This is a genomic window from Bacillus sp. VT 712 (genome assembly GCF_001614195.1).
In the GTDB taxonomy this organism is placed as follows: Bacteria; Bacillota; Bacilli; order Bacillales; family Bacillaceae_H; genus Priestia; species Priestia flexa.
In genome coordinates, this window is record NZ_LWBK01000029.1 from 39,210 (window position 1) to 56,601 (window position 17,392).

Below are 17,392 nucleotides of genomic sequence, written 5' to 3' on the forward strand. Positions count from 1 at the left end.
CCTTCTTTATTCTTCTTCTAATTTCATAAACCACGTAACAATAAATGCTACTCCTACCGAGATAACCATTCCAATAATATAGTTAATTAAATTACTCATCCCAAGTGGAGCTGCAATAGCCATCATCGGGATACCTGTTAAACCGTATGCGTTTGCAACAACATTCGTTAACACAACATATCCACCACCAGCAGCACCACCTATAGCTGCTGCAATAAATGGTTTACGTAACTTTAAGTTTACACCAAAGATAATTGGTTCCGTAATCCCAAGAAACGAAGAAACAGCGGCTGGAATTGCGATTTTCTTTGTTTTTGCATTCTTTGTTTTAAAATATACGGCCAATCCGGCACCACCCTGTGCAACATTAGCGCATGCCCATATAGGAAGTAAGAAATTAACTCCGATATCAGGGTTTGCAAGAAGTCCTGCTTCAATTGCATGAAAACTATGTTGTAGTCCTGTTAATACAATCGTGGAATACAAACCACCAAACACGATCCCAGCAAATACACCCGCTACGTCATACATTGATTGTAAACCAATTGAAATCAAATCACCAATATATCTTCCAAATGGTCCAATAAATAACAGAGAAATAAACCCTGTAACAATAACTGTCAAAAATGGTGTTACTAGTAAATCAATTGCGTTTGGAACAACTTTACGCAACCCTTTTTCAATTTTACTCATCACATAAATCGCAAGTAAAATCGGTACAACGGTACCCTGATAGCCAATTAACGGAATACTTAATCCAAAAAAGTCCATATATTCAGGCTTGGCATCTGCTAAGGTCCATGGGTTTAATAGCATTGGATGAGTTAATATTCCACCCATTACGGCTCCTAAATACGGATTCGCTCCAAATTCCTTAGCAGCTGAAAATCCTATCAAGATTGGCAAGATGATAAACGCGGAACCTGAAAACATATCTAGTAAAATGAAAAGTGAGCTGTCTTCTGAAACCCACTTAAATGCTTTCATCATTCCAAGTAGCCCCATTAGTAAACCACTTGCAACAATGGCAGGGATAATCGGAACAAAAATATTTGAAAGCATACGAGCAAACCTTGCGAAAGGATTCATCTTTTTCTTCATTTCTTCTTGATGATTTTCAGGCTGCTCTGTTGTTTGATTCTCTACACCTAACTCTTTCATAAATTCTGCATGGACTTTATTAACAAGTCCTGTGCCAAAAATGATTTGAAATTGCCCTGAATTAGAGAAAGCACCTTTAATATCGTCTATTTCATCTAAACCTTTTTGATCAATTTTGCTTTCATCTCGAATGACTAAACGCAAGCGCGTAGCGCAGTGCTGAGCGCTGGTAACGTTTTCTTTTCCACCTAAAAGCGGAACAAGCTTTTTCGCAATGTCTTTCACATCCATGCGAACGCCCCCTTTATCACATGTTTTTAATATAGTTTCTGCGATTCAACTAGCCAGATGACAACAAAAAAGACCTAAAACGCGTACTCAAATACATATACACAACAGCAGTGCATACATATTTCACGCATTTTAGGTCTTGCCTGCTTAACCAGTCACAATCCCGCTTATTCAATTAATACGCTTTCATTGTATCTATTTCGACATTGTTCGTCAAGACTTTTTTAGGCCCTTTGACCAATTCTTTCAATATGGAGCGTAATATAGCCAAGTTCAGAAGGTGGAAAATTTATGTCATATTCGGCTTTCAGAAATGCTCCAATCTTTAAAGCACATGTATAAGCACGCTTGTACTTAGTTTGCAGCATGTTCAACATATCTTCATCCATTGAATGAAAAGGCTCATCTTCAGCAATTCGATTTAACGCAAAGCGTAAATGAGTGAGTAGTCGCTGGTACGAAATGCTCTCTTCATCAATTTTAAGGTCAAGTTCTTCTGTAATAATCTCAATCATTTCGTTGATGATTGTTGTATTCATCATTACCTGTTCCATATTGGATGTATGCAATTTAGCTGTATGAATGTGAAGAGCGATATAACCTGCTTCATCAATTGGCATCTGAACTTTTAAACGTTTAGAAACTTGTTCAATCGCCCATACACCTATATCGTATTCCGGACGATATAGTGCTTTAATTTCATGTAAAAGTTTATTTTGAATTAAAATTCCTCGAGATAACCTTTCAATTGCAAATGATAAATGATCACTTAAAGCGATATGAACATGATCACTAAGCATAACGCCTAGCTGCTGTTCCGCATACGAAATAATTTCTTCTGCCACTTGAATATGCTCTTCAGGTAGGCTTTTTAATATTTCTTGAAATTTTTCATTTTCTTCTTTCATTACAAAAACTTTTTCAACTTTGGCTTTATTTAAAATATCATTTTTGCTTTTTTGAAAGGCAATCCCCGGGCCCATTACAATCTTTTCAATTTTTCCTTCTTTTACAACGGCTGCATTGTTGTTTAATACTTTAAATATCTTCAACCGGTTATTCCTCCTCAGCAGGAAGAAGGTGACAAATTTATTTCATTGTCACTTTCGCACATTGAGTTTGTCCTTTTTGAACATCACCACTTGCTACAATTTCAAATGAATCTGCTGCGTCGCTATTCGTAATGACAACAGGCGTAATAATACTTTTCGCTTTTTCTGTCACTAATGGTAAATCAAACGTAATAAGAGGTGTGCCTACTTCTACCTTATCGCCCGCTTGAATATGCGCTTCAAAGCCTTCCCCTTCCATTGCTACTGTTTCCAGTCCAATATGTATAAGTACTTCCGTACCTGCTTCTGTTTTTAATCCGACAGCATGCTTTGTGTGGAATAATTGGACTACCTCTCCTGCCACTGGAGATACTACTTGTCCATCGGTTGGTTCAATAGCAAATCCATCGCCCATCATTTTTTGAGAAAACACCGGGTCTGGAACTTGCTCTAATGGAAGGATTTTGCCAGTCATTGGTGCCGTTACTAGTGTTTCTTTAGATTTCGTCTTACCGCCAAAAAGTTTTTTAAACATGTTAATCACCTTTCCTTTATCATTTTATTGGTAGCATACCCCTTTATTACCTTTGAAAAACGTAGCTTTATTAAGAAGAAACTTCTTCTTATATCCTCAACATTTGTATACAATGCTCCCCTCATTAGATCAGGATATTGAGATAAATATGTTCACTATTTAAACATGCCTACGATGTATTGTAAACAAAAAAGTTCTTTCGATGGAATAATATCGGAATTGATTTAACTCGCTGAAATATAAAAAAGAGTATAGCCTTTACCATACTCTTTTTTTCACTACTTATTAAAATGTCTTTGCCACACTTTTTGCTTTCTCTACTGCATTAGCTAAAATTTGATCTGCTTCTGCTGGAGCATAAGCCATGCCTTCAGCAACAACTAATTCAACATCTTGAATACCAATAAAGCCCATTACAGTGCGGAAGTATTTCTGTGTAAACTCAAGTTCTGCAGCTGGTCCTTCGCTATAAACACCGCCGCGCGCTTCTAATAATGCTACTTTCTTTCCAGTAGCTAATCCAACAGGTCCGCTTTCAGTGTACTTGAATGTTTTCCCAGCAATCAAAATGTTATCAATATATGCTTTCATAAGTGGTGGAAAGCTTAAGTTCCACATCGGTGCTGAAAAAATTACTTTATCAGCTTGTAAGAACTGCTCTAATAAAGCTCCCATACGCTCAACTTTTACTGTTTCATCTTCTGTTAGCTCTTGATTTGCTCCAGCTTTCCCCCAAGCGCTTAACACATCAGAATCAATTAAAGGAACGCCTTCTTTATAAAGGTCGACTGTTGTTACTGTATCACTTGGATTCACCGTTTGATACTCATCTAAAAATGCTTGAGCTAAGCGTGTTGAGAAGGACGCCTCATCAACTTGTGGATTTACTTTTACATATAACACGTTTGTCATAGTTCTCATCTCCCGTTTATCTTTAAATAATTTATTTTTATTTCAAGATTTTAATTTTGTTATTATCTCGAATTCAAGATTTATTATATAATTCTGTTCTTTATTCGTCAACCGTTTAAATGATTTTTTTTAAATTTTTCCGAAACAAAAAAATATCCGCACTATCGAAAGTAGTTAACTCGCGATAGTTCAGATATATCATTGACTGAGATACTTATGTCCCAACCTCTTTAATAACACTGAAATTCGTTCACTCGATCTAAATCAATCCCAGCATATATCCAGTTGAATCCAGTCCAACGATACCCTGCTACGGATTTGCGGCCGACATATGTTGGATAGAACCAATATGACCGCCCACCTTTTGCCCAGATATACGTGTATTTATACAGACAACCTGCTATCGAACCAGGATCTACAGCATAAAGAGATGGTCCTCCCGAAGAAGCTAATTGAGGTGTAAAAGCAGGCGGTGGACCTGTTGGGGGACCACTTTGACCAGAAGGTGGTGGAAAACCTGGTACGCCTCCCTGCCCTGGTGGTGGAGGTGGTGGTAAAAAGCTTCCACCTTGTCCTGGTGGTCGCGGTGGAAAACCTTGCCCACCCTGTCCTGGAAATATAATTTGAAAGCGAGGGTCGTAATAATATCGATACATATATATTCTCCTTTCCAATGTGCATTTAAATTACTATATGCTTCACTTTTTGAATAGGTGAATATCCATACACTAGGTTTTTCGAGTAGGATCATATTGCGACATGTATCGTTCAATAAATTGATATACAAAAAAGATCAAAACGAATATTGGAGTTAAAACAAAGGGGTGTTGAATGCAACGTTTAACAAAAACTGATTCAAACATAGGAATTTCTTTTAAAACTTTAAAGAGAGACTGGCTGCTTCCTACTATGGAGATTAAAATAAAAATCCCCCATAAAATCCCGTTGCTATATGACCAAAAGAGATGGATTGTATAAAAGCTGAAACTAGCAATAACACCGCTAACAATACCACCTATAATTGTTTTCACTGTGAAAGGAATCGCAATAAACCATCCTACTCCTATACCTGCACAAGCAGCACAAATACTTGAGAACATAAGCGTTTCTTCCACTAATACAAACATCGTAAAAGCGGTTATAAAGCTTGTGCTCATTGCCGTATATACAGCAGCTAAATTGCCAGCTTTTGTTGATATATAACCATGGTGACACACGGTATAGTAACAGGAACACCAAATGAATAAGCCTACAAGAATCACGCCCCAAATCATAAGCTAATCCTCCTTATCCTCTATTATATAAGAGACTCTTTCACTCAATTTTCATTTTTATCTATTAAATTTACTAGTGATTAGCAATTGATTAAATTATCTTTTATATAGTAATCTCTATGATAAGATTGCTAGATTTAGTCCTATCCACCTTAAAAATCTAGCAAAAAGATGTAAAAGGCAAAATGTTATCGTTTGACCTATTTATATTGTAGAATGATTCATGTATAATAAGAGGCTGTATGATATTATCTTCATCATAGTGAAGATATCTTTTGTGGCTTAACACTAGCGTGCCACATTAAGAATATAATTAGATTCGATATTGATAGGTGAATAGTATGGGTGAAAATCAACGAAATGTTAGTAGATTTGACTGGAATTTAGCTTTTCTTCTCTTTCTTTTTTTCTGCGTAAGTATTACTGCTATTAATAGTGCACAAACTATTGGACAATATGATTCAAACTTTGTTATTAAACAAGTTGCTTTCTACGTAATTGGAGCAGTAATTATTGCATTTGTAATGCGACTAGATTCTGATCAATTACAAAAACTCTCGTGGGTCTTCTATGGTTTTGGAAACTTCCTTCTAATTTTCTTAATTATTGCGCCGAGCAGTATTGCTCGAGAAATTAACGGTGCAAAAAGTTGGTTTACACTACCTGGCTTTTCATTACAGCCTTCTGAGTTTGTAAAAGTTTTCTTGATTATTGTATTGAGTAATATTATTGTTAAGCACAACGAAAAATATCGCATTCGCACGATACGTGAAGACCTTTTATTACTAGCAAAAATGGGGGCAACATTAGGTTTTCCTCTGCTTCTTGTGATGCAGCAACCTGACTTAGGAACTGCGCTTGTTTTATTAGCGATTTTTGTAGGTCTGGTCTTTGTATCGGGAGTAACGTGGAAGCTAATTGTTCCTGCTTTTTTAGGGCTTGGTTCAATAGGTGCCGGCATTCTTGCACTAGTAATTTATGCTCCTGATTTCCTTGAAAAATATTTAGGTGTTAAGCAGTATCAATTTGGTCGGATCTATGCATGGCTAGACCCAACCACTTACAGCACAGGTGAAGCATATCACTTAGTGAAATCACTGAATGCTATCGGTTCTGGGATGGTCAACGGAAAAGGCCCGGGAAATGGCGTTGTTTACATTCCAGAAAGTCAAACAGACTTTATCTTTGCCGTAATAGGTGAAGAGTTCGGTTTTATAGGAGGAAGCATTGTTATCAGCTTGTTTTTCCTTCTTATTTATTACTTAATTAAGCTTGGATTAGAAACAAAAAATGAATTTAACTCTTATTTATGCGTAGGTGTCATTACGATGATCACCTTCCACGTCTTTCAAAATATCGGTATGACGATTCAAGTATTACCAATTACAGGTATCCCTCTACCATTTATTTCTTACGGTGGTAGCTCCCTAATGGGTAGTATGTTTGCCATTGGATTAATGTTTGGAATATCTTGGCACCAAAAACGATATATGTTTGGTACAGAGTAAAATAAAAAGAGCGGTATAGAATTAACGGGTTCGGTTTTGAAGCATAAAATCAAAACTCGCAGCCCAATTCGTTACTGTTTTAACATTAATATCAACAGTAAGTTGTAACAAAAAAAGCAGTGGATTTCGTAATCCAACTGCTTTTTTATATTTTCGCTTCTTTTTTGATTATGAATAAGTTCTATTATCATTTTTATACTCAACGATAGGGAATTTAATAATAAAATTATACCTATTTTTTATCCAGGAAATTTTTTAATGGCTTCTGAAGTACGTCCACAATGGCTATGAGGATACTTGTTGCAAAAATTCCTATCAAACTTATCGATATAGGTCCTGCTGCATCATCTCCTGTGATTATAGAAATCACCTTTAAGCTTATTATCATTAATACAATGAAGAAAATGGCTGTAAAAGCACATTTTTTTATAACCTTTAAAGATTTAAGAGATAACTCGGAGAAAGCGTTGTTCCTTTCGATATAGGTTAATAGTTTATATACTTGATACAGCGTAAAAGAAAATGTAATACAAATTCCATACGCACATACTAAAAGGGGATATAGCGAGTAATCCCTACCAGGATGTGCTTCTACGTCTTTAATGGTTCACACAGGCATCCAATAAATACACAAAGTAAACACTGCAATTCCGATTAGAAAAATAATGACCTTTAAGGAAGTGGTGGAACCTCGTTTAACAATTATTTAAAACACCTCCCTTATTTAATGACAATATGATTATAATATGCATTTTATCGTTTTCAATAAAATAAAGAGGTGAATAGTCACCTCTTTATGCTATCTATATCGAAGATTCTAAGCCAATTCGCCCCATCGCTTTTTTGGTAGCACCGTTCATCCCTTGTAATATTACCTTTTTATTATTGCTTTCATACTTTCCTATAACTTTCGCCACGGCTAACATTGCAGATTGATCCCAAACGTAAGAGTTTGAAAAATCAACTACAATTATTGCTTGTTCATCTTCGTAATGAAATGCATTTACAAAAGCTGTTGTTGTTGCAAAGAAAAGAGGACCTTTAACGTGATAAACTATTCGATCAGACTCTTCTTCTTTTATTATTGTTAATCTCGCCATTTTCCAACCAAACACGACCGTACTAATGACAATACCAACCATAACTCCTAGCGCTAAATTATGTGTAAGCAGTACAACAACAACTGTTGCAATCATAACAACAGAATCCGATACAGGATACTTATGAATGTCTTTAACAGATCGCCAATCAAACGTGCCTACCGCTACCATAAACATGACGCCAACAAGCGCGGCCATTGGAATCTGCTTTACAACATCACCTAACACCATAATTAAAAATAATAAAAACACGCCTGCTATAAGTGTTGAAAGTCTTCCACGTCCACCTGATTTTACGTTGATTACAGATTGTCCAATCATAGCGCATCCTGCCATTCCACCGAATAAACCTGTAACTATGTTAGCAAAACCTTGTCCACGTGCCTCTTTATTTTTATTGGAATCTGTATCCGTCATATCATCTAAAACTGTCGCAGTTAGTAATGATTCTAACAAACCTACAATCGCTAACGGTAGTGAATACGGTAGAATAATCAATAATGTTTCTAGTGATAATTCTACTGCTGGAAAATGAAGAGCTGGTAGTGTACGCGTAATCTCTCCCATATCTCCTACCGTTTTCAAGCCAAATCCTCCACCAAAAATGGCCATGGTCGTCATAAATACAATCGCTACTAATGGTGCTGGAACTATCTTAGTTACAAGAGGGAATACATATACAATTAATAATGTTCCTGCTACCATCGCGTACATAGCCCAGTTCGCACCTTTAAAATGCTGAAATTGAGCAGTGAAAATTAAAATCCCTAACGCGTTAACAAAACCAAACATAACCGTTTGTGGTAAAAATGATAAAAACCTTCCAACTTTCAGCACACCTAAAACGAGCTGAATAATTCCAGTTAAGATTGTCGCCGCAAACAAATACTCAACCCCATGAGTTTTCACTAGATCAATCATTAAAAGAGCCATTGCACCAGTTGCGGCAGAAATCATTGCTGGTCTTCCCCCAGTAAATGCAATGACAATTGCCATACAAAAAGAAGCATATAGACCTACCATAGGATTTACTCCTGCAATGATGGAAAATGCAAGTGCTTCGGGAATTAATGCAAGTGCAACGGTCATTCCTGAGAGAATATCTCCTCGGATATTTGAAAACCACTGCTGCTTAATAGCTGCTACGCTCACTAAATCACCTCATAGTATATAGTAAATTGATTTTCGACTCTCACGAAAACCAAAGCCGTTTTGAACGTAGGTTATCGTATCATATCTTCTTTGAATTGAAAATATATTTTTTACGATCGTGTTGAACCGATTTCTTTTCTAATTCACACCATTAAAAAAGAGCGTAAACTGCACGCTCTTTTTTAGTGAAGTCCTACTCATTAACGTCGAGGTGGAACTTCCGTATAATTTAATGAATAGCTGACTGAAATTAAGCCAAATAAATGTTGAAATCGAGGCGGATTTTTCACCTCCAAGGTCAACATTGCAAGTAAAAATAATTTACTCAACACAAGGAATGCTACCATTAAAAATAGTTTCTTGTTTCGTTTCAACGAATCATCGCTTCTCCTCTTTTTAACATAAAAATAAGAACAAACGATTATGGTTACATCTTTTATCTCTCATTTAAACAATAAAAGACCTTCACCACTAATCGGTAAAGGTCTTGCTAGACATTGTTTTACTATGCCAATAAAGCCGGTAGATTTCTCTACGAAATGTCGACTTTATTTCAGGAAAAACCTGACGCTACTCCCCTTTAAGGAATCTTATTCATAAAGATATTATAAGGGAATTGCGAACAGAATTCAACTATTTATTACTCATTGATTGCTGCTTCTAAAGCAACGATAATCATATCATTAAATGTTGTTTGACGCTCTTCAGCTGTTGTTTCTTCACCTGTAAAGATGTGATCGCTTACCGTTAAAACAGACAGCGCATTACGCCCATATTTAGCTGCTAGCGTATACAGTGCTGTTGTTTCCATTTCAACTGCTAGTACACCGTGTGCAGCCAGCTTTTCTAGTTGTCCATCTTCATTGTAGAATTGATCAGAAGTGAAAACGTTACCTACTTTTAGGTGTAATCCTTTTTCAACTCCAGCGTCATATGCACGCTTTAATAAGTCGAAATTCGCAGTTGGCGCATAGTCAATAGGTCCAAATTTCACGCGATTCATTTGTGAATCACTTGATGAAGACATAGCTAAAATAACGTCACGAACTTTTACATCTTTTTGAATCGCCCCACAAGTTCCGACACGAATTAAGTTTTGAACACCATACTCATTCATTAACTCATTTACATAAATAGCGATAGACGGAACGCCCATCCCTGTTCCCTGTACGGAAACACGTTTTCCCTTATATGTTCCTGTAAATCCTAACATTCCGCGAACTTCATTGTAGCAAGTAACATCTTCTAGAAATGTTTCCGCAATGTATTTTGCACGAAGCGGATCTCCAGGGAGTAAGATCGTTTCTGCAATTTCACCTTTTTTTGCCCCAATATGTACACTCATCTTTGTACCTCCTATTGTGTAAAAATGTTACCTTCTCACTATAACACAATTTGTCGAATTAATGACTGATTTCTTTCTCTGCCTTTCATTATTCCAACATTTTTGCTGAACTATGTACTGAAAAAAATGGCGTAATGAAAAACATGTTTCGAGGAAAGCTACTCAAGAACACTATTTTTAAATAAATGAGGTGATCATATGGGCAAAAAACATCGTAATCGCATTAATTCACCAAAGAAAAACAACCACATTCCTCAAGAAGCCATTATTGCGGAGCAAGAGGCACATGGTGATGAGCATACAGCAAATAAACGCAAAAATGGTCCTGGACACCATATGCGCGACTATTAACTTTTTTATTAAAAAAGCGGCCTGATTGGTCGCTTTGCTTTATCAATAATTGATTTACCGGACGTGAATCCGATTTACTCTTTGCCATCCATCCGTCCAAAGTTTATAATAATACTTTCCTCTAGTACCTTCATCAATTAATAAAATATCTCCTGTACTAATAAAACGAGCATTGCATTCTTTTGGCAAATTGTCAGCAATGTTGAACTGTTGAAAGACTTTAACCGCTGCATCTTGATGGTCGAGAGCTTTTACCGTTAAACGATGAACCGGTTTATATCCTCTTCTTTCTCCTTTTTCTTCTGTTTGCATAATTGTAACATCGTATTCCGTAATGATATTTAACTGTTTTTTTAAATTCGTCCACACATTCAAATGTCTTCCCTCCAAACCTCAATGTTCTATCCTGCATCCTATGTATGAATTAATACTATGTCATTTATATTAGCGATAGATAGATCAAAATCCTTCATTTCAAATACATGTTTTATTCATACTTTCTTTTATAATTAAACTACCTTAGCATAAATCTCTCCAAAAAAGCATGGCGTTCGCCATGCTTTTACTAGTGTATCATCTTGTTAAAGTCAGTGGATAACCGTTTGGTTCTAAATCAATAAAATGAACTATTCGTTAAGAATTTGTAATGGTATATATTATGTCGGGAACTGGTATTTCTTTAAAGAAGAATGCATGAATTTACGATAGAGCTGATACATGCTAATCGCCCAAGAGATACCCAAAGCATAACCGGCTAATACATCTGTTAAGTAATGGACACCTAAATACATTCGACTGAACCCAACTAATATGATTAGTAGAATAAAGCTTGTATAGGCGATACTTCTCACACTTTGTGTCTTGGAATACGCTAAAACAAGGCATAATAGTCCCACAAAAAATGCGCTCGAATTCATCGCATGGCCGCTTGGAAAACTGTAGTGTGATGCGTCAATTAGCTGACTCCATCCAGGTCTTGGACGTTCAAAAATTTCTTTTAAAAGCCAATTTAACCCTCGTACCCCCCAAAACACAAGGGTAATGAATAAGGCTGATATGCCTTGGCGTTTATACATCAACAGTATAACAAGGACAAGCCAAATTGGTGCCGTAACATACCATGATCCTAACGTTGTAATAAAAATAAAAAATGGTGTTAGCCAGCTTGTCCTCCACTCAAAAATTGTATGTAATACATCATAATCTAACTCTTTTACAAAATCCGTGTCAAACGTTAGCATTAGAATCACAAATAAGGCAAGTGCCAGGCAGACAGTAACAATATATTGTCTTCGCGTTAACATGTTGTGCTCTCCTCCATTAAACGATAAAGAAGAATGAATAAGAAGCATGCAAATACATGCTCCTTATGCAGTCGTTAGTCCTTTTTAGGCTGTTTATAGTGTTCAGGCTTTGGTGCCTGGTTCATAGCAAATTCATTTGAGAATTCTGGCTGTTGACGTGACGACTTTTTCATTCCTTTTTGATGTGTTTGATTACTTGTTTTATGAGACATGGTTTTCCCTCCCTTCCTCACACGTTTAATATGTGAAGAAGAAAGACAGACTATCCTAACTTATACGCTATATCTTGAAATAACTCGCTCTAGAGTGGCAGATAGCTGAGCAATCTCACTTTCAGACACTGTAACCCGCACAAGAGACTCATCAGCGTCTAATACCTCTGATAAAAAGCCACTAAACCCTCGAGCTTTACGATCAATTTCCAACAACAGTTCATATTGACCGTTACCTAATGATTGAACAATTACTTCTACTTCGTCTAACTTTCCATAATAAGGACCCTTAGCTGGAACGAATTCAAATTCTTGTACAAAAGGAAGTCGCTTTCGCATTCTTCTTGGTGCCTCTTCGCATTCCACTTGACGAAGACGAAAGCCAAGGTCTTCCATTGATTTCATCACGCTTGTAACCATCAAATTAGGAAGAACTTTCACATAATCAATATCGGACGGATCTACCGCATCTTTAATATCTAAACCTGTTGCCACCCATACTCGTGTTTTTCCAAGCGTAACGGGTGTATCATCAGGTAGTTGGAAAGTAAAAGGGATTTCTTTTTTTTCAGCTGGCTGAATAGTAAACGGCTCATTAATCTTGAATACATTGAGCTGTATATCTTGTTTGACCTTTTTATCATCTACTTCTTTTACATATGATGTAAACAGACGTAAGTAAATTCGGTCAATCGTCTGCTCAACATTGCCTCCATATACTTCTACAATCCCTTCAATCTTTTCACCTGCACGAAACTCGTCGTTTACTAGCTTTGCATCTACTCTAGCAGCACCAATACCGATTCGAGCTAATATCTTATTAAATAAAGCCATTAATTCCAACCTCCCCATTTCTACACTATATTAAAAGTTTAAAGCCTTCGTCTTTTTATCAGCAATAAACTGCAAATCCCCTTTGAGGTGCATCATATCTTCATAATAGCCATCGGATTGTAACATTTTGCGAATGATTGCTGTAAGCTCTGGTGATAACAAAAGTTCTTTTTCCCAACTCTTCTCTTTTCTTGAATTAGGTTCATAGCTTGAGTACAGCAAAAACAGCGCGAAATGCCCTAAAGCATATACATCACTTTGAACAGTTGTTCTTCTCATATACTGCTGTTCTGTTACTAAGCCTTCGACTTGTTCATCATCTCCTATAAAACGTGCTAAACCAAAATCAATGATGTAAATAACATCATCGACCTTAAGAATGTTTGGAATTCGCAGGTCACGGTGGACAATTCCTTCATTATGAAGAGATTCAATCACTTCTATTACTTGTAGCAATATTTGAACTACATCTTCTTCTTTGTATTTATAGTGATGTTCAAATATTAAGTCTTCAAACGTCTTTCCGTTAATATAGTCCATTATAATGAAAAATCCAGCGCTACTTTCCTCTACATCCAGTAGCTGAGGGACTTGAGGATGATTTATTCTTGCTAATATCTTTTTTTCATATTGAAAAGCTCGCATGCCTTGGTCAAGCTTTTGTTTCGTATTACGCAGCTGCTTGACTACTACTTGTGTTCCAAGCTTTTGATCCTTTGCCAGGTATGTAATACCATAGCTCCCCATTCCTAAAACACGGTCAATTTCATAACGGTTCTTAATTAATACGCCTTGTCTTAAAGGGCGGTCCATTAGAAATCGTTGAATTGATTTAAAAAAGTGCTTCATTTTGTCAATCAGCTAGAAGAAAAGCTGGAGAAAAAGCTTTTTTTCTTACGCTTATAATGATGATGTCCATACTTTGAATGACTTCGACTATCATAGTGACGTCCTTTTTTGTAGTCACTGCTGCTGTAGTGTCGTGGACGGCGACGGTGGTAATCGCTGCTGCTGTAGCGATGATGTTTTTTTGATCCTAATATTGAATTCAGTAGTTTTTTTATCATAATAACTCCCTCTTTTCTTAACACTTATTACCCTTTATACGTACTAATAATATAAAGGTTTCAAAAACTTTATTCCCCGTTTAGCTGCTTTAAAACGAAAAGGAGAACTTTTATGATTTATTCACTTCCATTCAAGGTTAACAAGACTATGACTATTGAAACAACGAACAACTTAGCACACTTAAATACGCAATCTTTAGCTATTTTATCTTCCTTTTCTAACACTTTTGAACTAAATGAGAAAGAGTCTAAGCTTGTTCAAAGAATTAAAAAAAACGTTCGCTTGCACAATAAAAACAACATTACGCGAACCCATGCTTATTTGGAATTTTATAAGCGTTACCCGGAAATAAAATGGACGTTTTTAGCTCACCTCGTTTCTAGAAATGGCGGCTACTATATGACCGACTTGCAAACTACTTTCGCCAAAAAGCTTCTTTCTCCTGTTCAACAGCATGCTTTTTTTCTATTTTTAGAGCGCGCAAACGCTGCAATCTTTCAAGATGCTTTTTCTCAACTACTGTTATATGAAGAAAGTCAAAAGAATGGGCAAAATCTGTCTCACTTACTTACCGCCTTAGGAGTATCCGCATTTATGCATCCCATTTGGACTGAATTCATAAATGAACCTATGAAAAAAGAACATTTACTATCTCTTGCTTTAATTGTGAATGAACAGCATTATATTGAAAACAAGCTCATTCAAGATGGAAAAACAAAAGAAGACGTACTGGACACATGGCAGTTTTATGCACAAAGCTTTCTCGGTATGACCCAGGTGTTAATTCCTTATGAAAGTACTAACCAATTAGCTTTAGTTGGAGTAAACATTTCACAATTTTCTTCCCTTAAAAATCGAATTATTGCGGGGAAATTGCTTTATGCACTTCTGTTTCTTCATAGTCATTTATATTCAGGTACTTATTCGTTTGCAGATAGCGTAAAGCATACCGGAGCGAGACAAGACTATTCATCAAGTCTACACTCAAAATTTAACCATTTTAAGGCTCCTTCATCTACTTTACCTTTAGACATGTGCTGGGGAAACCGCGTCCATACATTTTTTAATCAGTCTGATTGGTTTGTAGGGACCTCACCTTATTCATACTTAGCAAAACTGGATATGCCCACTCTAATATAAAAACGACGAGCTGCCTCGTCGTTACATAAAGTACCGCTATTAAATTGCTATTATCTCTCTTTATTCTTCTTGCTCATCGATAATACATTTATCAATCAAATAATCAAATGTAATATCAGCCAACTCTCCTAGCTCTTCCTCAGCTGGAGCGTACCCCCGCTTTATTAGTTCATTGTAAAAGAACTCAGCGATTTCCTCTGTATCAATAACTACTTCGATTTCTTTCACAATATCACTCCTCACCCCGTCTTAGCGGGCAAGCGTAGCTTCATGAGCTCGCAAAATAGCAAAGCAAAGGACTAGCAAATATCTAATCTTACTAGCTCAAACTTTACTTTATATACTTTTATGAGCAAAAGTACAAGAGTATGTCTAAAATTTTCAATGCTATACGCCTCTTTCTATGTATAGCTTACCCTTTCTAACATACGCTTATAATAACAGACATGGGGCTACGCTTTATCTTGCTCTGATTTGGAAATCTTGTGTAAATGTTTCAATACTAAGTTCATTACTTCTACATATTCATCATCTTGAAACATCTCATGCAATGTTTTGTAATCGTTATAAACATCTAACAAACCATTTATAATTTCATGCTTCTCTTTTGTTAATTTCATCTCTTCTTTTCCATGTCCATTTTGTTTTTTCATCGTCGGTAGCAACTCCGTCTTTTTAATTTCTTTTCCTAAATACAACATATCGATATTTTGTACATAGTTTTCTGTTTCCTCATGAGGAGTCACGAGAATAAGCTCTTCTTCACTAGCTTCAAGCCATTCTCCGTCAGTAACACGGGATAGTTCATACACAATATCTTCCCATGCGTCTTCTTTATATCGCCATATTTCTGTGCGAATGCCAATGATTTTAAACAATTCTTTTCCGTAATTAAACACTTGAACAATGTCACCAAAGAAATATTTATATTCTAACTCAACGCGTTCTTGTACTAAGATCTGTCCGTCATAATCTTCTAATAACTCAATTGTGTCTTCTAAAAACAGACCTTCACTATGGTTAATCTCATATACAAAGAGTCCATCCATCACTTTTATATCTGTAATGGTGCCAACGGTCCCATAGATCGTTACAACGATTGTATCCCCAATGCGGTATTTAGGCTTTTTCTTGCCTGCCATCGTCGCACCTCCTTGTTAAACTAACACCTACTGAAAAGTTACAATAGTATATGCAAAAATAGTAAAAGGGGAAGTATAACATCACCTCAATCAAGCCTGAAATACGCTGATTTTCACAAAAAAACAAAGAGGCTGGGACATAACTAGCCAAAAATAATGAAAAAGGGTTCTCATCATCGCATTTTGATGATGAGAACCCTTTTTTGTTGATCTGTTTGATTGGTCTATGCACATTTTACGCTGGAGGCGATGTACTTTCGTACATTCACCGCCATGAACGCAAACCCTAATTCGTTTTTCACGTTCTCTTTGCCTCTTACGGACATTCGAGTGAAACGCAAATTAGCTTTCAGATATCCAAAAACTGGTTCTACGTCAATCTTACGTTTTCCGTAGACTTTACCCGTTTTTTCTTCTGAAAGCAGCTGTTGAATGCTTTTCTTTTGTTGTTCCCACTTTTCGTTATAATGGATTCTTCGGTTCTTTCCTTCCTTCGCCTTCGTACATTGTAAACGAAAAGGACAACCTGAACAGTCCTCACATTCGTACACATTGAATAACCTTGTAAATCCGTAACGGTCTGTGCGATGCGATTTGTAACGAAACGTCAACTTATTCCCGTTGGGACAAGTAAAGGAATCATCTTCTTCATGATAATCCCAATTCGCTGTCTGAAATGGGTCATTCTTAACGCGTTTTTTCTTCTCTTTTCGATACATACTATATGTGATAAGAGGCGTACGCTTTCTGTTCTGCACATCGAGGTAATTCTCTTCACTTCCATATCCCGCATCTGCGACAATATAGTCTGGGAGTTCGAAGTAGTGATGTTCAATTGCGTCAAGAAACGGACAAAGTGTTCGTGTGTCCGTTGGATTTGAAAAGACATCGTAAGCAAGTGTATATTGACCTTCTGGGTGAACACGAAATCGATTGATTGTCCGATAGCTCGGTTCGTAACCTTGAGCTAGCCACATCATACGTATACGATCTTTGAGAAGCGCTTCAATTTTTCTTCCTGAAAAAACTGACTGTGTGTAGGCACATAAAATGATTTTCATCATCATGCGT

Annotated in this window: 20 protein-coding genes, 1 pseudogene and 1 riboswitch; of the genes and pseudogenes, 3 read left to right on the forward strand and 18 right to left on the reverse strand. The window is 36.5% G+C overall.

The genetic code is table 11. The features are described from left to right. Positions 1 to 6: 6 nt before the first annotated feature. The 6 genes from A2U94_RS14180 to A2U94_RS14205 form a co-directional block, all read right to left on the reverse strand. On the reverse strand, positions 7 to 1,392 hold the full coding sequence (locus tag A2U94_RS14180; protein ID WP_025911444.1) for a sucrose-specific PTS transporter subunit IIBC: 1,386 nt from the start codon (positions 1,390 to 1,392) through the stop codon (positions 7 to 9). Between the two features lie 224 nt (positions 1,393 to 1,616). Next, positions 1,617 to 2,444, reverse strand: a complete 828-nt coding sequence (locus A2U94_RS14185; RefSeq protein ID WP_025911446.1) for a PRD domain-containing protein — start codon at positions 2,442 to 2,444, stop codon at positions 1,617 to 1,619. A gap of 37 nt (positions 2,445 to 2,481) precedes the next feature. After that, positions 2,482 to 2,979 (reverse strand): PTS sugar transporter subunit IIA, encoded by a 498-nt coding sequence (locus A2U94_RS14190; protein ID WP_025911447.1) that lies wholly within the window; start codon positions 2,977 to 2,979, stop codon positions 2,482 to 2,484. A gap of 285 nt (positions 2,980 to 3,264) precedes the next feature. Next, a complete protein-coding gene (locus tag A2U94_RS14195; RefSeq protein WP_025911449.1) occupies positions 3,265 to 3,891 on the reverse strand; it encodes an FMN-dependent NADH-azoreductase in 627 nt (208 codons plus the stop codon). A gap of 230 nt (positions 3,892 to 4,121) precedes the next feature. Then, a complete protein-coding gene (locus A2U94_RS14200; RefSeq protein WP_025911450.1) occupies positions 4,122 to 4,547 on the reverse strand; it encodes a hypothetical protein in 426 nt (141 codons plus the stop codon). Positions 4,548 to 4,619: 72 nt separating this feature from the next. Continuing rightward, complete coding sequence (locus A2U94_RS14205; RefSeq protein WP_025911452.1) at positions 4,620 to 5,165, reverse strand: hypothetical protein; 546 nt, start codon at positions 5,163 to 5,165, stop codon at positions 4,620 to 4,622. A gap of 341 nt (positions 5,166 to 5,506) precedes the next feature. On the opposite strand from A2U94_RS14205, the gene A2U94_RS14210 reads away from it, so the two are divergent. Next, the gene (locus A2U94_RS14210; RefSeq protein ID WP_025911454.1) at positions 5,507 to 6,673 is read left to right on the forward strand and encodes an FtsW/RodA/SpoVE family cell cycle protein; all 1,167 of its coding nucleotides are present in this window, start codon (positions 5,507 to 5,509) and stop codon (positions 6,671 to 6,673) included. A 232-nt stretch (positions 6,674 to 6,905) separates the two neighbouring features. Here the strand turns inward: A2U94_RS14210 and A2U94_RS20745 are convergent. From A2U94_RS20745 to deoD, 3 genes and pseudogenes are all read right to left on the reverse strand, one after another. Further along, positions 6,906 to 7,379: pseudogene (locus A2U94_RS20745) on the reverse strand (DUF2975 domain-containing protein). Between the two features lie 97 nt (positions 7,380 to 7,476). After that, positions 7,477 to 8,925: a SulP family inorganic anion transporter gene (locus A2U94_RS14220; RefSeq protein WP_025911457.1), complete on the reverse strand. Its 1,449-nt coding sequence runs from the start codon at positions 8,923 to 8,925 to the stop codon at positions 7,477 to 7,479. 431 nt (positions 8,926 to 9,356) lie between these two features. After that, a riboswitch (yybP-ykoY riboswitch) is annotated at positions 9,357 to 9,516 on the reverse strand. 49 nt (positions 9,517 to 9,565) lie between these two features. Next, positions 9,566 to 10,270: a purine-nucleoside phosphorylase gene (deoD, locus tag A2U94_RS14225; RefSeq protein WP_025911458.1), complete on the reverse strand. Its 705-nt coding sequence runs from the start codon at positions 10,268 to 10,270 to the stop codon at positions 9,566 to 9,568. Positions 10,271 to 10,468: 198 nt separating this feature from the next. On the opposite strand from deoD, the gene yoyE reads away from it, so the two are divergent. Beyond that, positions 10,469 to 10,621, forward strand: coding sequence for a protein YoyE (yoyE, locus tag A2U94_RS21595; RefSeq protein WP_167556116.1), 153 nt, complete (start codon positions 10,469 to 10,471; stop codon positions 10,619 to 10,621). 54 nt (positions 10,622 to 10,675) lie between these two features. Here yoyE and A2U94_RS14230 read toward each other — a convergent pair whose 3' ends face one another. The 6 genes from A2U94_RS14230 to A2U94_RS20750 all read right to left on the reverse strand — a co-directional run bounded on the left by A2U94_RS14230 (position 10,676) and on the right by A2U94_RS20750 (position 14,038). Beyond that, positions 10,676 to 10,996, reverse strand: coding sequence for a hypothetical protein (locus A2U94_RS14230; protein ID WP_025911459.1), 321 nt, complete (start codon positions 10,994 to 10,996; stop codon positions 10,676 to 10,678). Positions 10,997 to 11,277: 281 nt separating this feature from the next. Further along, a complete protein-coding gene (locus A2U94_RS14235) occupies positions 11,278 to 11,925 on the reverse strand; it encodes a phosphatase PAP2 family protein (RefSeq protein WP_025911461.1) in 648 nt (215 codons plus the stop codon). Between the two features lie 74 nt (positions 11,926 to 11,999). Next, positions 12,000 to 12,137 (reverse strand): hypothetical protein, encoded by a 138-nt coding sequence (locus A2U94_RS21230; protein ID WP_153301137.1) that lies wholly within the window; start codon positions 12,135 to 12,137, stop codon positions 12,000 to 12,002. 60 nt (positions 12,138 to 12,197) lie between these two features. Beyond that, complete coding sequence (locus A2U94_RS14240; RefSeq protein WP_025911463.1) at positions 12,198 to 12,971, reverse strand: sporulation protein; 774 nt, start codon at positions 12,969 to 12,971, stop codon at positions 12,198 to 12,200. 30 nt (positions 12,972 to 13,001) lie between these two features. After that, positions 13,002 to 13,820, reverse strand: coding sequence for a serine/threonine protein kinase (locus A2U94_RS14245; RefSeq protein WP_025911464.1), 819 nt, complete (start codon positions 13,818 to 13,820; stop codon positions 13,002 to 13,004). 8 nt (positions 13,821 to 13,828) lie between these two features. Then, positions 13,829 to 14,038, reverse strand: coding sequence for a hypothetical protein (locus A2U94_RS20750; RefSeq protein ID WP_076512741.1), 210 nt, complete (start codon positions 14,036 to 14,038; stop codon positions 13,829 to 13,831). A gap of 112 nt (positions 14,039 to 14,150) precedes the next feature. Here A2U94_RS20750 and A2U94_RS14250 point away from each other — a divergent pair, with 112 nt between their 5' ends. Then, on the forward strand, positions 14,151 to 15,179 hold the full coding sequence (locus A2U94_RS14250) for a DUF2515 family protein (protein WP_051567217.1): 1,029 nt from the start codon (positions 14,151 to 14,153) through the stop codon (positions 15,177 to 15,179). Between the two features lie 60 nt (positions 15,180 to 15,239). On the opposite strand, the gene A2U94_RS20435 is transcribed toward A2U94_RS14250, so the two are convergent. From A2U94_RS20435 to A2U94_RS14260, 3 genes are all read right to left on the reverse strand, one after another. After that, a complete protein-coding gene (locus A2U94_RS20435; protein WP_064484042.1) occupies positions 15,240 to 15,407 on the reverse strand; it encodes a YozD family protein in 168 nt (55 codons plus the stop codon). Positions 15,408 to 15,631: 224 nt separating this feature from the next. Further along, complete coding sequence (gene yodN, locus A2U94_RS14255; protein ID WP_025911466.1) at positions 15,632 to 16,321, reverse strand: germination protein YodN; 690 nt, start codon at positions 16,319 to 16,321, stop codon at positions 15,632 to 15,634. A gap of 224 nt (positions 16,322 to 16,545) precedes the next feature. Next, on the reverse strand, positions 16,546 to 17,392 hold an 847-nt coding region (locus tag A2U94_RS14260; protein WP_156482260.1), incomplete at its 5' end, for a transposase.